General features: G+C 52.5%; 8 protein-coding genes. 1 reads left to right on the forward strand and 7 read right to left on the reverse strand.

Annotated elements, in window-relative coordinates:
- Positions 1 to 182 precede the first annotated feature (182 nt).
- Positions 183 to 2,639, forward strand: a complete 2,457-nt coding sequence (locus K2F33_RS04140; RefSeq protein ID WP_263881050.1) for an O-antigen ligase family protein — start codon at positions 183 to 185, stop codon at positions 2,637 to 2,639.
- A gap of 21 nt (positions 2,640 to 2,660) precedes the next feature.
- Here K2F33_RS04140 and galU read toward each other — a convergent pair whose 3' ends face one another.
- The 7 genes from galU to uvrB all read right to left on the reverse strand — a co-directional run bounded on the left by galU (position 2,661) and on the right by uvrB (position 15,927).
- The gene (galU, locus tag K2F33_RS04145) at positions 2,661 to 3,545 is read right to left on the reverse strand and encodes a UTP--glucose-1-phosphate uridylyltransferase GalU (RefSeq protein ID WP_263881051.1); all 885 of its coding nucleotides are present in this window, start codon (positions 3,543 to 3,545) and stop codon (positions 2,661 to 2,663) included.
- Positions 3,546 to 3,697: 152 nt separating this feature from the next.
- On the reverse strand, positions 3,698 to 6,211 hold the full coding sequence (locus K2F33_RS04150) for a U32 family peptidase (RefSeq protein ID WP_263881052.1): 2,514 nt from the start codon (positions 6,209 to 6,211) through the stop codon (positions 3,698 to 3,700).
- 440 nt (positions 6,212 to 6,651) lie between these two features.
- A complete protein-coding gene (locus K2F33_RS04155; RefSeq protein ID WP_263881053.1) occupies positions 6,652 to 8,610 on the reverse strand; it encodes a copper amine oxidase N-terminal domain-containing protein in 1,959 nt (652 codons plus the stop codon).
- Positions 8,610 to 9,764, reverse strand: coding sequence for a S1C family serine protease (locus tag K2F33_RS04160; protein WP_076174514.1), 1,155 nt, complete (start codon positions 9,762 to 9,764; stop codon positions 8,610 to 8,612). Before K2F33_RS04160 ends, K2F33_RS04155 begins: the two co-directional genes overlap by 1 nt.
- 237 nt (positions 9,765 to 10,001) lie before the next feature.
- Entirely contained in the window at positions 10,002 to 10,211 is a 210-nt protein-coding gene (locus tag K2F33_RS04165; protein ID WP_076174517.1) for a hypothetical protein, read from the reverse strand.
- A 762-nt stretch (positions 10,212 to 10,973) separates the two neighbouring features.
- Positions 10,974 to 13,835: an excinuclease ABC subunit UvrA gene (gene uvrA / locus K2F33_RS04170; protein ID WP_076174519.1), complete on the reverse strand. Its 2,862-nt coding sequence runs from the start codon at positions 13,833 to 13,835 to the stop codon at positions 10,974 to 10,976.
- A gap of 100 nt (positions 13,836 to 13,935) precedes the next feature.
- Positions 13,936 to 15,927: an excinuclease ABC subunit UvrB gene (gene uvrB, locus K2F33_RS04175; RefSeq protein ID WP_212985539.1), complete on the reverse strand. Its 1,992-nt coding sequence runs from the start codon at positions 15,925 to 15,927 to the stop codon at positions 13,936 to 13,938.
- Positions 15,928 to 15,971 lie beyond the last annotated feature (44 nt).

Raw genomic sequence — 15,971 nt, forward strand, 5'->3', positions numbered from 1 at the left:
CGATTATTAGTGCACCTAGAGTATCTTAATACCAAATTTTGGAGCTAGTAACTGACTTTCCACTGGCATTCCATAAGCCTGATAGTTAGTCCTAATTATTGTTTCACTGAATGTTAACGGTAGTTCCTTCCCTCAGCTTATGCTAAAATATTGTCGAACTCACAAAAAGGAGAATGGAAACTTTGTCTAATCCAGTATACGGTAAGCAGACCAAAAGGTCGAGCAGTGTCGAGAAAAAGCCTGTCCAGTTTTGGTTGTTAATTGTTGCCTTTATCGCTTTTTTAGTTTGGACCCCATTCCAAGTCGCGTTATTTAACGGTCAGATGCTAGAGTTTGAAAAGCCTTTGTTCTGGGGCGTGGCTCTATCAAGCATACTGCTGCTCTTATGGATTGTAAATTATTACAAGAGCTTTAAATTGGCCGAACAACGAGATTGGCTGTCCATAGTAGTACTATTGTTACCTATTACATATCTTTTGTCGTATTTTGGAGCTGCTTCGCATTATTTGGCGATGAATATGGTTCTTGTGGAATGCTTGTATGCAATGATCTTTATCGTCAGTCTCTACCTACTCCAAGATCAACGGGCTAATCGGATTATTCAGGTCGCCATTATGACCGTAGCTTACATCATCGTCGGATTTGGATTTCTTAACTGGTTTGGTCAAGGTAAATTAGCCGGAACACTGGTTGCATGGTTTTCGTTTGGCGTGATGAACGGCAAATACACCGATGCTGTCATGACAGACTCGAACGGTCTGCGTCTGACCTCTGTGTTCCAGTATGCCAATACCTACGCGGCATTTTTGATGGCTTTTTTATTTGCAGCGGTATTTTGTTTGATTCGATCTAAAAAATGGTACGGCCAAGCGATCCACGCATTTATGCTCGTTCCTATTATCGTATCAATCCTGCTCACCCTGTCGCGCGGGGGGCTAGTCATGCTCCCGGTAGTGCTTGTTCTATTGCTTCTCTTCCTGAAGCCAGCCAAGCAAATTCTGTGGGTCATCTACTGCGCGATTTCAGGTGTGATCTCGCTAGGGATCTCCAAAGAAGTCACCGATCTAGGACTTCAATTAAATCAAAAGTTTGCGGCTGGTGCAGCAGCTAAGGCTTGGGCTTTCCTACTCATTGCTTCTTTAATCGTTGCGGCTCTTGGCTGGGTTATTCAAAAGTTCCTCGCTCCCAAAATGGAACAGGGACTTACCAAAGCTTCCGGTAAAAAGCTTGCCAGTCTGTGGATCCCAGTCGGAGCAGTCGTTGTTGTAGGTGTTGTGGCTTTCCTGCTGATTGGAACCAGTGTACGTGATATCCTGCCGCAAAACGTAAGTACCCGACTTGAGAACATTAACTTTAAGCAGCACAGTGTACTCGAACGGATCACCTTCTATGAAGACGGCATGAAGGTCGTTAAAGACTACCCTGTTCTAGGGGCAGGGGGCGGCGCCTGGGCTGCTTTGTATGAAAAGTACCAGAACAACCCTTATACCAGCCGACAGGCACATAATTTCTTTGTGCAGTATCTATTGGAAGTCGGAATTATCGGGTTTGTGATCTTTATGGCTTTTGTCATCTATATTTTTTATAAATACATTCGGGGTTATATTAAGGCGGACGAAGAAGGCAAGAATTCTTATTTCCTTTATCTCATCTTAGCCCTATCAATTCTGCTTCACAGTATTTTAGACTTTAATATGAGTTATGTCTTTATTGGGATCTTGGTGTTTGTAGGGCTCGCCGGTATGGCCGCAGGAATGGACAGCCAGCCTCTGCGTAAGCTCTCATGGAAAACGGAAGGTGCTGGATGGGTATACAGCCTCGTATCGGGTATTTGCAGCATCGTGGTGCTCATCACATCGATCCGGTTTGTACAAGCGGCTGACGCTGGGCTGGAGGCCAAAAAGATCGTGCAGACCAGCACATCTTTTGAAGAGATTAAAGCTCCACTAGATAAGGACTTGGGTATACGAAGCAGCCATCCGGATTCCGTGCAATTAATGTCTTCCCTGTATCAATCGGTTTACAAGCAAACTCAGAATGACTCATTTTACAATGCAGACTTAGCCCTATTAACCGATGCGCTGAAGAAAGAGCCTTATAATAAAAATATTATTAACCGCCTTATTACCAACTATCAGTTAAAAGATGAGCAGGACAAGGCGTATGATACCTTGGTAGCCAACGCACCCAAATTCAACTGGGACATCAATTGGTATGAAAGAATGATTACGCAAGGTTTTGAGCTAGGTTATGCGGCCTTGGGTAAAGGCGATGTAACATCCAAAGAGAAGTACTTCAATGACGGGATCGCAGCATTCGAAAAGGTCCAGGCGGGTTTGAAACACCTAGCTACACTCCCGAAGGAACAGATGGCTGGGCGGCCGTTCTCCAACTCGCCGATCATGATTCTGGATGCTGGTAAAATGTACTACCTGAACAACCAGCCGGACAAAGCTACGAACACCCTGAAAATGGGACTGCAGCAAGATCTCAGCGATTCCACGAATCGGGAAATAGCCCGTTGGTATGTGGCGGCCCTGAAAAAACAGGGCTCCAATGATCAGGCTGTTCTGGATCAATTAATTAAGGTGGACCCTACTGAAAAGAAACAGATTGAGGATTTGGTCAAAATTAATTAATAGAGGAACTATAAAAGGAGCTCACGGATTGTGAGCTCCTTTTGCTTGAAGTACTTCATGCATATATTTTAACAACTCACCCCTCAGCTCATCATTTTGAAGGGCATAATGAATGGTGGTCCGGATAAAACCCAATTTCTCGCCAACATCATGGCGAATTCCATTAAAATGATATGCAAGGATTTGCTCTTGCTCACTTAATCGGGACAGCGCATCCGTTAATTGAATCTCCCCGTTAACCCCCTCAGTTTGCTCCTCTAGTAGTTGAAAAATATCCGGGGTTAAAATGTACCTTCCCATGATTGCCAAATTAGAAGGAGCATCAGCAGGCTTAGGCTTTTCAATCAGGGCGTCAGCCTGGTAGACCCTATCGTTCACTCTTGTAGCATCCACAATGCCATACCTCGACACCTCATCCCAATCAACAGGCTGGACTCCGACAATGGAGCTCTGATATGTATCATAAATATCGATCATCTGCTTCAAGCAGGGAACATCAGCCTCGACGATATCATCTCCCAGCAGCACCGCAAAAGGCTCATCGCCTATGAATTTTCGAGCGCACCAAATCGCGTGGCCAAGCCCTTTGGGCTCCTTTTGCCTGATGTAATGGATATCCGCCATTTCTGAGGATTTGCGGACCTCATTTAGAAGTTCCCATTTCTTCTTTTCGGCAAGATTATGTTCAAGCTCGAAAGAGTAATCAAAATGATCTTCAATCGCACGTTTCCCCTTGCCAGTCACGATGATAATATCTTCGATTCCCGAGGCAACGGCCTCCTCGATAATGTATTGAATCGTTGGCTTGTCCACGATGGGCAGCATCTCTTTGGGCATTGCTTTGGTCGCCGGAAGAAAGCGGGTACCTAAGCCGGCAGCTGGAATAATAGCTTTGCGGATTTTCATGACAATGCTCCTTGCTAATAAATAGGTTCAATTCGTCCTCTTAGTTGTCCTTATACCCTAATTATATCGGTCTTAGCGTTTAAGATGAATAGGGCCCCTGCCTTGAGCACAATAACCGTGCCAAAGCAAGGGCCCTCCTTCATGCCTCTATATTACTTCACCAGCTGTCCACGAGTTACGCCCAGCTGATTCGTCGCCTTCAGTGTCTTCCACACCTGCGTGCCGCTGATTTCGCCGCGCAGGGCGCGGTTGTACAGGTCGATGACCTCGTGCACCTGTTCAGGCGTTTCCTCCAGGAACTCGACGCGGTAGGTCGAGACGCCGAGGTCCATGAAGTTCGTCAGGTACTCGGCACCGGACTGCTCGATGGCGTTGTAGACCGTGTTGCGGCAGCCCTCGTCCACGCGGACCGGATGGGACATGCCAATGCGGTCCTGCAGGGACGCCCGGTGCGATTCGCACGGACGGCCGCAGTTCGTGAAGTCGGTGCCTTCGCTCAGGAAGGTACAGTACACGCAGTGCTCCGTATGGAACATCGGCAGATGCTGGTGTATGACGATCTCCATCTGCGACGTTTTGGAGCGCTCCAGCAGATCGACCATCTGCTGGATGTTCAGGTCGTAAGACGGCGTGACCAAGTCACAGCCGGCTTCGAGGAACAGATCCACTGCTTTGTGGTTGGCGATGTTCAGCGAGAAATCGCCAATCAGCTGCGGATGATCGGCATCCGGGTTTTCCATCCGGTGGCGCAGGTAGAAATACAGCGCCCCGGTGTTGCGCACAAGCACGGCGTCCGGCTTGAGGCGCAGAATGTTTTTGTGGTAGCCGTTCTCGTTCGGCATATGGATGCGCGGCGTCGCCAGCGCGATCCGCTTGCCGGCGGCCTGAACGGCTTCCACCGCTGCCGGGAACTGCTTGATGAACTCGAAGTCGGCGTATATCATCTCTACGCCGGCTTCGAGCGCAGCCTCCACCTGCGGGAGGCTGCGGCACAGCGCGGTGAGCTTCGCCTCACCGCGGGCCACCGGCGATGCGCTGCGCGAGGCATCGCCATACACGGTCGCCGCCCGTTTCACGTACACGGGCGGCTTCGGGCGCTCGCCTGCGAGCAGCTCCACCGCACGGCGGCGGATATTGTTCAGCTCGCGCATCGGCACGATGACGTCGCCCTGCAGGTCGACGTCCAGCTTCTCGAGCTGGTAGACGGTGCCGCCCAGGCGGCCGAACTGCTCCTCGAGCAGAGCGTAATCCATCGGCCGCTTCTTGGCGATTTCCAGCTCCATCTCCGAGTCCACCTGCACCGTTGTGCCCTTCTGCACGTCGGTCCAGACGGTCGTCAGGAGGCCGCCTGCATGGCCTACAGCCTTAACGTGGACCGGGAACACCCGGTACGGCTTCTCCGTCTCGAACGTTTGGCGCAGGCGCTTGTCGAGCGCCGGATCGTTTGTTTTCCAGATACGGTCGCCGACATGCAGCTTACGCAGGTCCACGTCGCTCCGGCCCGGGACGATGTCCACGATCCAGCCTTCGCCGGCTTCCCCGTCAATCTTGACGCCTTTGCGGCGCAGGTCGTAAATCCGTCCGCCCTCTTCCTGCTTCGTCGGGTCGCCCGCGTCGAACACGATGCCGTCCCCGCGCTTCAGCGGAGCTTCGATCTTGCAGACGACGCCGTCGCGCAGGATCTTTTCGACCCGGCCGACGTACACGCCGCGGCTTTTCGGGAACGTGCCGTCGACCAGCTTTTTGTTGTTCGTGCCTTCGAGGAACCCATGCGTAAAGCCGCGCGAAAAGCTCTGCTGCAGCTCGCGCATTTCCTCTTCGCTCGGCGGCGTATTGTCACCGTCAAAGTAACGGTCGATCGCCTTGCGGTATTTGCTGACCACGTTGGCCACGTACTCGGGGCTCTTCAGGCGCCCTTCGATTTTAAAGGACGTAACGCCCGCCTCGATCAACTCCGGCATCAAATCGATGGCCGCCAAATCTTTTGGCGACAGCAGATAAGCCACATCGCCCATCGGCTTCTGCTCGCCGTCCACGATCAGGTCGTACGGCAGGCGGCAGGCCTGAGCGCATTCACCGCGGTTGGCCGAGCGGCCGCCCCACATTTCCGACGTCAGGCACTGACCGGAATAGGAGACGCACAGGGCGCCATGAACGAACACTTCCATCGGGAGCTTCGCCTGTTCCCCGATTTTTTGAATCTGCTTCAGGTTGTTTTCACGTCCCAGCACGACACGCTCCATGCCCCAAGGCTTGGTGAATTCCACCGCTTCCGGCGAAGTGATCGTCATCTGGGTCGAGCCGTGAATCGGGAAGTCGGGGGAAATTTCCCGGATCAGTTTCACCAGCCCCAAATCCTGCACAATCACCGCGTCCACGCCCGCATCGATACAGGCGTCGATCAGTTCCTTGGCATCCTCCAGCTCGTTTTCAAACACCAAAATGTTAAACGTCAAAAAGCCCTTCACGCCATAGCTGTGAAGAAACGACATGATCTCCGGCAGCTCCGCCATCCGGAAGTTGTTCGCCCGGGCACGGGCGTTAAACTTTTCCACGCCGAAAAAGATCGCATCCGCTCCGTTGGCTACCGCCGCACGCATGCAGTCCCAGTCGCCGGCCGGCGCCAGAAGCTCCACGTCTTCCCTTCTTAATGCCTGTTTGTTCATCTATATCCTCCCAAACCGGTCCTGCCGGTTCAAATTCTAGAATTCTCGTACTCATTGCTGACCTAACGAAAAGAATCACCAGCACAACTTCTGCTTTAACTTATCTAGTGTACCAGACATCTTCCGATCCTTCTACTATCCCCACGAATTATCTCGATTCCCATAGGAAGGCAGCAACTTTCGCATTTGCATACTATCAGGTTATCCGCGTTTGGTAGGGTGCAAACCACGATTATGGACCAGCGTGTCTTATATGATGTGAAAAACTCCATATGCAGCAAAACCGAAGCACCTCTAAGACGTTTCCACAGACGCTCGGCACAGCACAAGCCATTAGACCATCTACATCCTCTAACGCATCCCTCATCAAGCCGGCACAGCAAAAACCGGAACAGCCTTCGGCTATCCCGGTTCCTGGTCAAACTTATTTTCTGCTCCACTTATTCGGCAGCCACAGTAGTCTTGACGTCATCTTTTTTCGTGAACGTAAAAGAATTCAGCGTCTCATCCAGCGTCTTCTTCTGAATATCCGTGGCGTTGGCGTCATTCAGGGACGCGGACAGCGTATACACCGTGCCGTTATGCTGAACGACGATTTGACGCGCGCTGTACGGAATGCCGTCCCTCACCTGATGAATGGAAAAGACGACAGCTGGCTCGCCGGCAAAGGTCGTGTTCTCTACCTTTTCCAGCTTCAGATCTTTCTGATACTTCACGGCTTCATTGTAGAACGCCTTCAGTTGGCTTACAGCCTCTTCAAAGGAGCTATCCTTCTCGGCCGTGATCATCATGCGTCCGCCCACGAACTGATACTCCACCGGCGACAGCTCAAACTGGTCGCGATTTGCGCTCCAGTACTGCGGAATACGAATTTGGTACTGATAGGTTTTGGACGTTTTGGTCGTTCTCTTGGATTTATCGATCAGGAACGTATTCTCTTCCATACTCCCGAAGGATTCCGGCACGACGGTAAAATCAATGTTGATCCCGTTCATCAAATCCTTGAACTTGGCCACATCCGCCGGCTGGTCTTCCGGAGCTGCATATTCCACATAATAGCGGTAACCGTCCTTCAAAATCATCACTTCATATTCACGGATCCAGCCGTCACCGTAGTTATATCTGGCTTCGTTCACCAGCGCCTGTTCCCCGGATACCTCCAGCGGATAAGTATTGACGACCTCATACGAAGTTTTGACGAAGGATTCCTCCAGCCATTTCTTCATCTGTCCGCCCCACTGTTCAAGCGAGTCGCCTTTGGGTCCAGTGGACACGTTCAACTTCAAGTAGCTGCCGTCCTTGCTTTCATAATACATGTCCGCATTGTCCATGCTCCAGGCAGCCGGGATGTCTAAAGCAATGCCGTAGTCCTCGTTATACACGCCGCGCATGCCATTTTTGACAGTCGACAGATCCTTCACGGTTTTGTCCGCCGGATTAAAGCTTGTATCAAAAGAGTTCAGCAGCCCGGCATATTTATTCAGGTCCTTGTAGTTGGACGCCTGCAGATCAGCAAAATACAGCTCGTACAGACGATTATGGCTCGAATACATCCGGCACTCCCAGAAGGTTCCATCCCCGTCCTTGGTCACAATACGGGCATACGGCACCTTTGCTTTCGGGAAGGTCCCCCGGTCCACTACCATCTCGCCGCCTTTTTTGGCGTCCTCCACCAGCCGATCCAGCAAATCATCGGTGCTTAGATCCGCATCCTCATCGGAAGCGTGGACTTCAATGTAGTACTTTTCCTCTGCATCGTTAAAAGACGCAATACTCTCGGTCTCATCGCCGCTGCCGACGATCAGGCCGCTCGGATAATTCATCGTCCAGCCGTAGTAGCTGTTGCCGATCTTCGTCTTGCCTACGTCCGAATCGATCCCTGGATCCTGCGGACTGGCATCATCCTCCGAAGGTTTCAGGCTGATCACCCATTCCCCCGCCGACCCTGTATTCATTTGCGCTCCGATACCTTGCGCCACCACACGAAGCGGAACCACCAGGGTGCCGTTCATCATGGACGGGGCAGCCTCCAGCTTCACTTTACGTCCGTCCACCCAGGCCAGATGGCTGTCGATCGTTAAGCTGATCTGATGAGGGCCGTATCCGATTTTGACCACATTGTTTTTTTCCAGTTTCACTTCGCTGCCGAACGCTTTGCTGAACACGCCCAGCGGAACCATTACGGTTCCATTTTTCTTGAACGGCTTCAAAATTTGTACCGTCTGCCCGTTAATCACCGCCGCGGTGCTACCCGTCTTGAGCTGCAATGTCAGCTTGTCCGAGCTGCTGTCCGCCCACGCGGGCAATGCGGCTGCCAGCATGATGATGCCGGCCAGTGCCGCCGATCCGATGTTACGCAATGCGTTTCCCTTCATCCGTGACTGTCCCTTCTTCCCCATTAAAATTCCTCTCCCGGTCCGCTCTCGTCATTGTAGGCATCACCATCGGCGCCCGCCTGCGACAGAACCAGCTTCCGCTCCACGATATCCCCGCCGCTCTGCATAAGCAGCTTAACCGTTTGCCCCGGTAAAAAGGACTTAAACATTTCGTTGATGTCCACGACCGAGGTCACCCGCTTGCCGTTAATGCTGTAGAGTACGTCGTCCTCCTGAATGCCGGCTTTTTTGGCCTGATCCGAAAAGACCTTCGTTACGGTTAACGGATCGTCCGTTGGCAGTCCGACAATGGCAGACCAGCTCTCTTCCATGTTGAATCCGAGGCTAGGGCGCTTCACTTCCCCATACTTGAACAGTTGTCCCATCACGTACTGCACCGTATCTGAAGGGATGGAAAAGCCCATATTTTCCACGCCGACGGCTGCGAACTTCAGGCTGTTGATCCCGATCACCTCGCCCCGCATATTAACGAGCGGCCCCCCGCTGTTGCCCGGGTTAATTGCCGTATCGCTTTGGATCAGCCGGTAAAAAGCGTTCACGCCCCGGTTCAGACCGCTGACAACGCCCACCGTCGCTGAATTGCGCAGGGAAAAAGAGATCGGCGTACCGATCGCAATGACCTTCTCCCCTACCTGCGCAGTTTGTGCGGACTTGGCAAAGACCGCAGGTACTAAAGATTTGGCATTGATTTTGATTAAGGCAATATCACTTGTTTCGTCTATGTATGAATCCACAATGCTATACGATTTGCCGTCGGATGTGACGACCAGCGTACCTTCCAGTCCGTTCACCACATGCGCGTTGGTAACGATCCAACCGTTGGACTTCACGATGACTCCTGTACCGTGCGCCAAATTGTAGCGGTTGGTCGCGCCTCCCGTCAGCGTCGTATCCGTCGAGCGGCCGATAATCCCTACAACCGAAGGCGATATGTCTTTGACGATTTGCGGGACCGGATCCGCTGCCACCTGGACGTTGACCTTCTTTGCTGTAGATGCGCTTGATGCTGCTGTTTTTGCCTTCTGCGCAGCTTGTCCCGCCTTGGATGCCGCTGTGGCCGTTTTGCCTGTGCTCTGTGCCTCGGCCGCCGCGCTTCCGCTGACGAGCACGATCGTGCTGAGCAGCGTAATGACCCACTTTTTCCCCGTCGGTTTCATTCCCTCACCTGACCTTATCTTTATCTTGATCTGCAGATCTCCGGAGTCTATCCTTTCCCCTGAATCATAGCCTCAATGTATCACACAAACCGGGCGTGTACAATTGCTGGAAGCCCTATATTTAATAGGAAATTTCCACAACCAGAATCCCTTCGGCTTAAACAAAAAAAGACCCCTTGTCCGCCGGTTAGCGAAAGGTGTCTTCATTCGTCGCAATTTCGTTGGAGTTGTATCCGTTTAGCTCATCCAGTTCTGGATCATAGCAAAGTCGGACGCTAGAAAGACCAGCAAGCAAATCACGCTGAATCCGATTGCAAATTTGTTCTTAACCGGTTGCTTCACCAGACGGATAATCCCGATCAGGATCAAAATCGTAAACAGGATCATGAATACGTCAAAGGTATTGAATTTGGATGCAGCCGATGCAGCAGCTTCTGCAAGCAACATGGTTGGACCTCCTCTTGTGGCTTCGCTCAATTTACATATCTCTCTACATGTTATCGTTCTGGGCGATGAGATGCAAGACTTCGGATGTAAAAAATTGAAATTGTCATAAAATCGCCTTTTTCTGGTAATTGAAGCTGGTTGCCTCCGATCAATTACCATGTGCATGTGTAGAAACCTAATCCTTAATATTATTACCCCGGTTGACTTCAATTTATGAAAAATGGCGCTTATTTCCGGATGGATCATGGATCCTGCTCCGTGACCTGGAGGTTGGGATGGCGGATATATCCTAAAGTATAAGGAATCCATATAAGTGAAAATTGAAATGGATGATGGCGCAAGTACGCAAAATGTCCCTACGATCCCTCTTGTTTTCGGATTTCTTGATTGTATTGAACCCACGTAAGGTAGAAATCCGAAAGCCAAATGTGACCGCTTCGCTTCTTCGGAATCATTTTACTCCCTTGCTTACATCGTATTCTTTGGTTCAACTTACACAGAAACTCCAGAACTTATGTTTTTTCACATAAGAAAAACGTCTTTCGACGTACCTTCAAAGAAGACAGACCGCGTCTAGCGGAAGTTTTTATTGCGGGATCAGGAAACAAAGGCTCCGAAACGTATACTTTCTGATCTCTTCAAAAAAAATCATGCCTCCCCCGCCTGACGGCGGAATGGAGACATGATCTGGTCTATATCCTTATTTCGCGTAATCGTTCCATACCAAGCTCTGATTACGGCATTGGTACAAGCTGGTCGCTATTAGCTCGTCACCTTCAAAGCTTCGCTGCGCGCCGTGTCGCGCTCCAGGACCGGCTTCAAGTACTTGCCTGTGTACGACTGCTCCACCTTCACGATTTGCTCCGGCGTACCGGAGGCAATGATCGTTCCGCCACCGCTGCCGCCTTCAGGCCCCAGGTCGATAATGTGGTCGGCCGTCTTGATGACGTCCAGGTTGTGCTCAATGACGAGCACGGATTCCCCGGAATCGACCAGACGGTGAAGCACAGTCAGCAGACGGTCGATATCGTCGACATGCAGACCGGTTGTCGGCTCATCCAGAATGTAGAGTGTCTTGCCGGTGCTGCGCCGGTACAGCTCGGAGGCCAGCTTCACACGCTGTGCTTCACCGCCTGACAGCGTCGTGGCCGGTTGTCCCAAGGTAACATAGCCTAGGCCCACGTCGAGCAGCGTCTGCAGCTTGCGATGGATTTTCGGAATGTTTTTGAAAAACTCCGTCGCATCCTCTACCGTCATTTCAAGCACGTCGGCAATGCTCTTTTCCTTATACTTAACCTCCAGCGTTTCCCGGTTATAGCGTTTGCCTTTGCAGACTTCGCACGGCACGTAGACGTCCGGCAGGAAGTGCATCTCGATCTTGATGATGCCATCCCCGCGGCAGGCTTCGCATCGTCCGCCCTTCACGTTAAAGCTGAAGCGTCCCTTTTTATAACCGCGGATTTTGGCCTCGTTCGTCTGTGCGTAGATGTCACGGATATCATCAAACACACCGGTGTAGGTTGCCGGATTGGAACGCGGCGTGCGGCCGATCGGCGACTGATCGATGTCGATGACCTTCTCCAGATGCTCGAGTCCGCGGATTTCCTTGTGCTGTCCGGGTCTGACCTTGACCGCCTTGTTGAGCTCCCTGGCAAGCGTTTTGTACAGAATCTCATTCACAAGCGTCGATTTGCCCGAACCGGAAACCCCTGTTACTGCCGTGAAGACACCCACCGGAATTTTGGCATTGATGTTCTTCAGGTTGTTCTCTTTCGCTCCGCGGATCTCCAGCCAGCGGTTATCCGGCTTACGGCGTTCCGTATTGACCGGGATAAACTTGCGTCCGCTCAGGTATTGGCCAGTCAAGGAATTCGGATCTTTCATGATTTCCTCCGGTGTGCCTTGTGCGATGACACGGCCGCCGTGAATACCCGCACCCGGACCGATATCGATGATATAGTCGGCGGCCATCATGGTGTCCTCGTCATGCTCTACGACGATGAGCGTATTGCCGATGTCCCGCATATGCTCCAGCGTAGAAATCAACCGATCGTTGTCCCGCTGGTGCAGACCGATGCTCGGCTCATCGAGAATGTAGAGCACGCCCATCAGGCTGGAGCCAATCTGCGTAGCCAGGCGGATCCGCTGGGCCTCTCCCCCGGAGAGTGTGCCCGCGGCCCGGCTCAGCGTCAGGTAATCGAGCCCGACATTGACGAGGAATCCGAGACGCGCGTTAATTTCCTTCAGGATCAAGTTCGCAATCGAACGTTCCTTCTCGGACAGCTCGAGCTGGTCAAACAGCTTCATCGCTTCGCCGATGGACAGGCTCGTCACATGCGCCATGTTGTAGTCATTGACGGTTACGGCAAGCACTTCTTTCTTCAAACGGTGACCCTTGCAGACTTCACATGGCTTCGCGCTCATGAAGTTTTCGATAAATTCGCGGATGCCTTCGGAAGCCGTTTCACGGTAGCGGCGCTCCAGGTTGGGAATGACGCCCTCAAACACCACAAACGCTTCTTTCCGCTGCCCGAAGTCATTTTCGTAACGGAAGCGGACCTTCTGGTTCCCCGTTCCGTACAGCAGCTTGTTCATATCTTCTTCCTTCAGCTGGCTGACCGGAACATTCTGAGGAATGTTGTAATGCTCACATACCGATTTCAAAAATTGCGGATAATAGTTGGACGTACTGCCTGTCCACGCCAGAAAAGCGCCGTCATCGATCGATTTCTCCCGGTCCGGAATCAGCAGCTCAGGGTCGACGATCATCTTCACGCCAAGTCCATCGCATTCCGGACAGGCCCCGAACGGACTGTTAAACGAGAACATCCGCGGGGACAGCTCCTCAATGCTGAATCCGCAGATCGGGCAGGCGAAATTGGAGCTGAAGCGCAGCTCTTCCTGGCCCATAATATCGACCAGCAGCTGGCCTCCGGACAGCTTCAGCGCCGTCTCGATGGAGTCCGCCAGACGCGCTTCCACGCCCTCCTTAACGACGATCCGGTCGACAACGACCTCGATCGAGTGCTTTTTGTTTTTCTCCAGTTCGATATTTTCGGAAAGATCGCGAAGCTCGCCGTCTACCCGTACGCGTACGAAGCCCTGCTTGGCCACGTCGGTAAACAAAGACTTGTGCTCACCCTTCCGGCCGGAAATCATCGGTGCCAGCAGCTGTAGACGCGTCTTCTCCGGATACTGCATAATCCGGTCGACCATCTGCTCCACGGTCTGGGACGTAATTTCAATGCCGTGCTCCGGACAGTGGGGATGGCCCACACGGGCAAAAAGAAGCCGCAGGTAATCGTAAATCTCGGTTACCGTTCCGACGGTAGAGCGCGGGTTGCGGCTCGTCGTCTTCTGGTCAATCGATATGGCCGGAGACAGCCCGTCGATCGAGTCGACGTCCGGCTTCTCCATCTGTCCCAAAAACTGCCGCGCATACGCGGACAGCGACTCTACATAACGGCGCTGCCCTTCGGCATAAATCGTGTCAAACGCCAGGGAAGACTTGCCCGAACCGCTCAGTCCGGTTAAAACGACGAATTTATCACGGGGAATCGTGATATCTATATTTTTCAAATTGTGGGCCCTGGCACCCTTAATGACGATATTCTCGCTGGCCAATGGTCGCTCATCTCCTTTGAAAGGATCTATTTATGGGATTTATCCACAAAGAGAACGACCAGTACAAGCGGCCGTTCCCTTATCATATCCATGTTCTTGTTTATTCCGCCTTCAGTTCCAGCAGGGCGTCACGCAGCTCGGCTGCGCGCTCGAACTGCAGGTTCTTCGCGGCATCTTTCATTTCCGCTTCCAGACGCTGGATCACCGACTGGCGCTCCTTCTTCGACATCTTGCCGCCGGTTCCGGTCAGATACTCTGCCTTCGACTCGGCCACTTTTGTCGCCTCGATGACGTCGCGGACCTTCTTGCGAATCGTTTGCGGCGTGATTCCGTGCTGCTCGTTATAGGCGATCTGCATGGTGCGGCGGCGCTGGGTTTCCTTAATCGCTTTGTCCATCGACTCCGTAATGTTGTCGCCATACATCAGAACAAAGCCCTCAGAGTTCCGGGCCGCGCGGCCGATCGTCTGAATGAGCGACCGTTCCGAACGGAGGAAGCCTTCCTTGTCAGCATCCAGGATTGCAACCAGCGATACTTCCGGAAGGTCAAGGCCCTCCCTCAGCAGGTTGATACCAATCAGCACATGGAACGTGCCCAAACGCAGGTCGCGCAATATCGCCATCCGCTCCAAGGTCTTGATATCGGAATGCAGGTACCTGACCTTGATTCCGATCTCCTTCAGATAGTCGGTCAAATCCTCGGCCATCTTCTTGGTCAGCGTCGTCACGAGGACCCGCTCGTCGCGGTCGATCCGCTCCCGGATCTCCCCGATCAGATCGTCGATCTGCCCTTCGGTCGGCCGGACTTCGATCACCGGATCCAGCAGTCCCGTCGGCCGAATGATCTGCTCGACCATCGTATCGCAGTGTTCGATCTCATACGGCCCCGGCGTCGCCGATACGTAAATGATCTGGTTTACTTTATTCTCGAACTCTTCGAACGTCAGCGGTCGGTTGTCCAGCGCCGACGGCAGACGGAATCCGTGTTCCACTAGCACCGTCTTACGCGCCCGGTCCCCGTTGTACATCGCCCGAATCTGCGGCAGTGTCACGTGGGATTCGTCGACCACAATCAGCATATCGTCCGGAAAATAGTCCAGCAGCGTATACGGAGTAGCCCCACGCTCCCGGAACGTCAGCGGTCCGGAATAGTTCTCGATCCCCGAACAGAAGCCGACTTCCTTCATCATTTCAATGTCATAGCGCGTGCGCTGTTCCAGGCGCTGCGCTTCAAGCAGCTTGCCTTGGGAACGCAGCTCCTCGAGCCGCTCCTCCAGCTCCCGCTCAATATTGACCAGAGCGACTCGCATCGTTTCTTCCTTCGTTACGAAGTGAGACGCCGGGAAAATCGCAATATGATCGCGTTCACCGATCAGCTCACCGGTCAGGACATCGATCTCCGTAATCCGTTCGATCTCGTCCCCGAACAGCTCCACGCGGACCGCCTGCTCCCCCTTGGAAGCCGGGAAGATCTCAATGACGTCACCGCGCACGCGAAACGTCCCCCGCACGAAGTTAATGTCATTACGCTGATATTGGATGTCCACCAGGCGCGACAAAATCTGATTGCGCGGCTTCTCCATGCCTACGCGCAGCGACAGCAGCATGCTGGAGTATTCCATCGGCGAACCCAAACCGTAGATGCACGAGACGCTAGCTACGATAATAACGTCCCGGCGCTCGAACAGCGAGCTGGTCGCGGAGTGGCGCAGCTTATCGATCTCCTCGTTGATGCTCGAATCTTTCTCAATATACGTATCCGATGAAGGGATGTACGCTTCCGGTTGATAGTAATCATAGTAACTCACAAAGTAATCGACGGAGTTATTCGGAAAAAACTCCTTAAATTCGCTCGCCAGCTGGGCGGCAAGCGTCTTGTTATGCGCGATGACCAGCGTCGGCCGCTGCACCTTGGCGATGGTCTGCGCAATGGTAAAGGTCTTGCCGGTACCGGTCGCACCGAGCAGCGTCTGATGCTTCTTCCCCTGCTTCAGGCCTTCCACCAGCTCGGTAATGGCCTTCGGCTGGTCGCCCTGCGGTGTGTATTCCGACTCAAGCTCAAACGTCTTGGTACTGACGACAATATCGCTCATTGCCCAACATCACCCTTATCATCTAAAATAGATATTCTAAACTA

The sequence above is a fragment of the Paenibacillus sp. PSB04 genome, from assembly GCF_025809195.1.
In the GTDB taxonomy this organism is placed as follows: Bacteria; Bacillota; Bacilli; order Paenibacillales; family Paenibacillaceae; genus Paenibacillus_AQ; species Paenibacillus_AQ favisporus.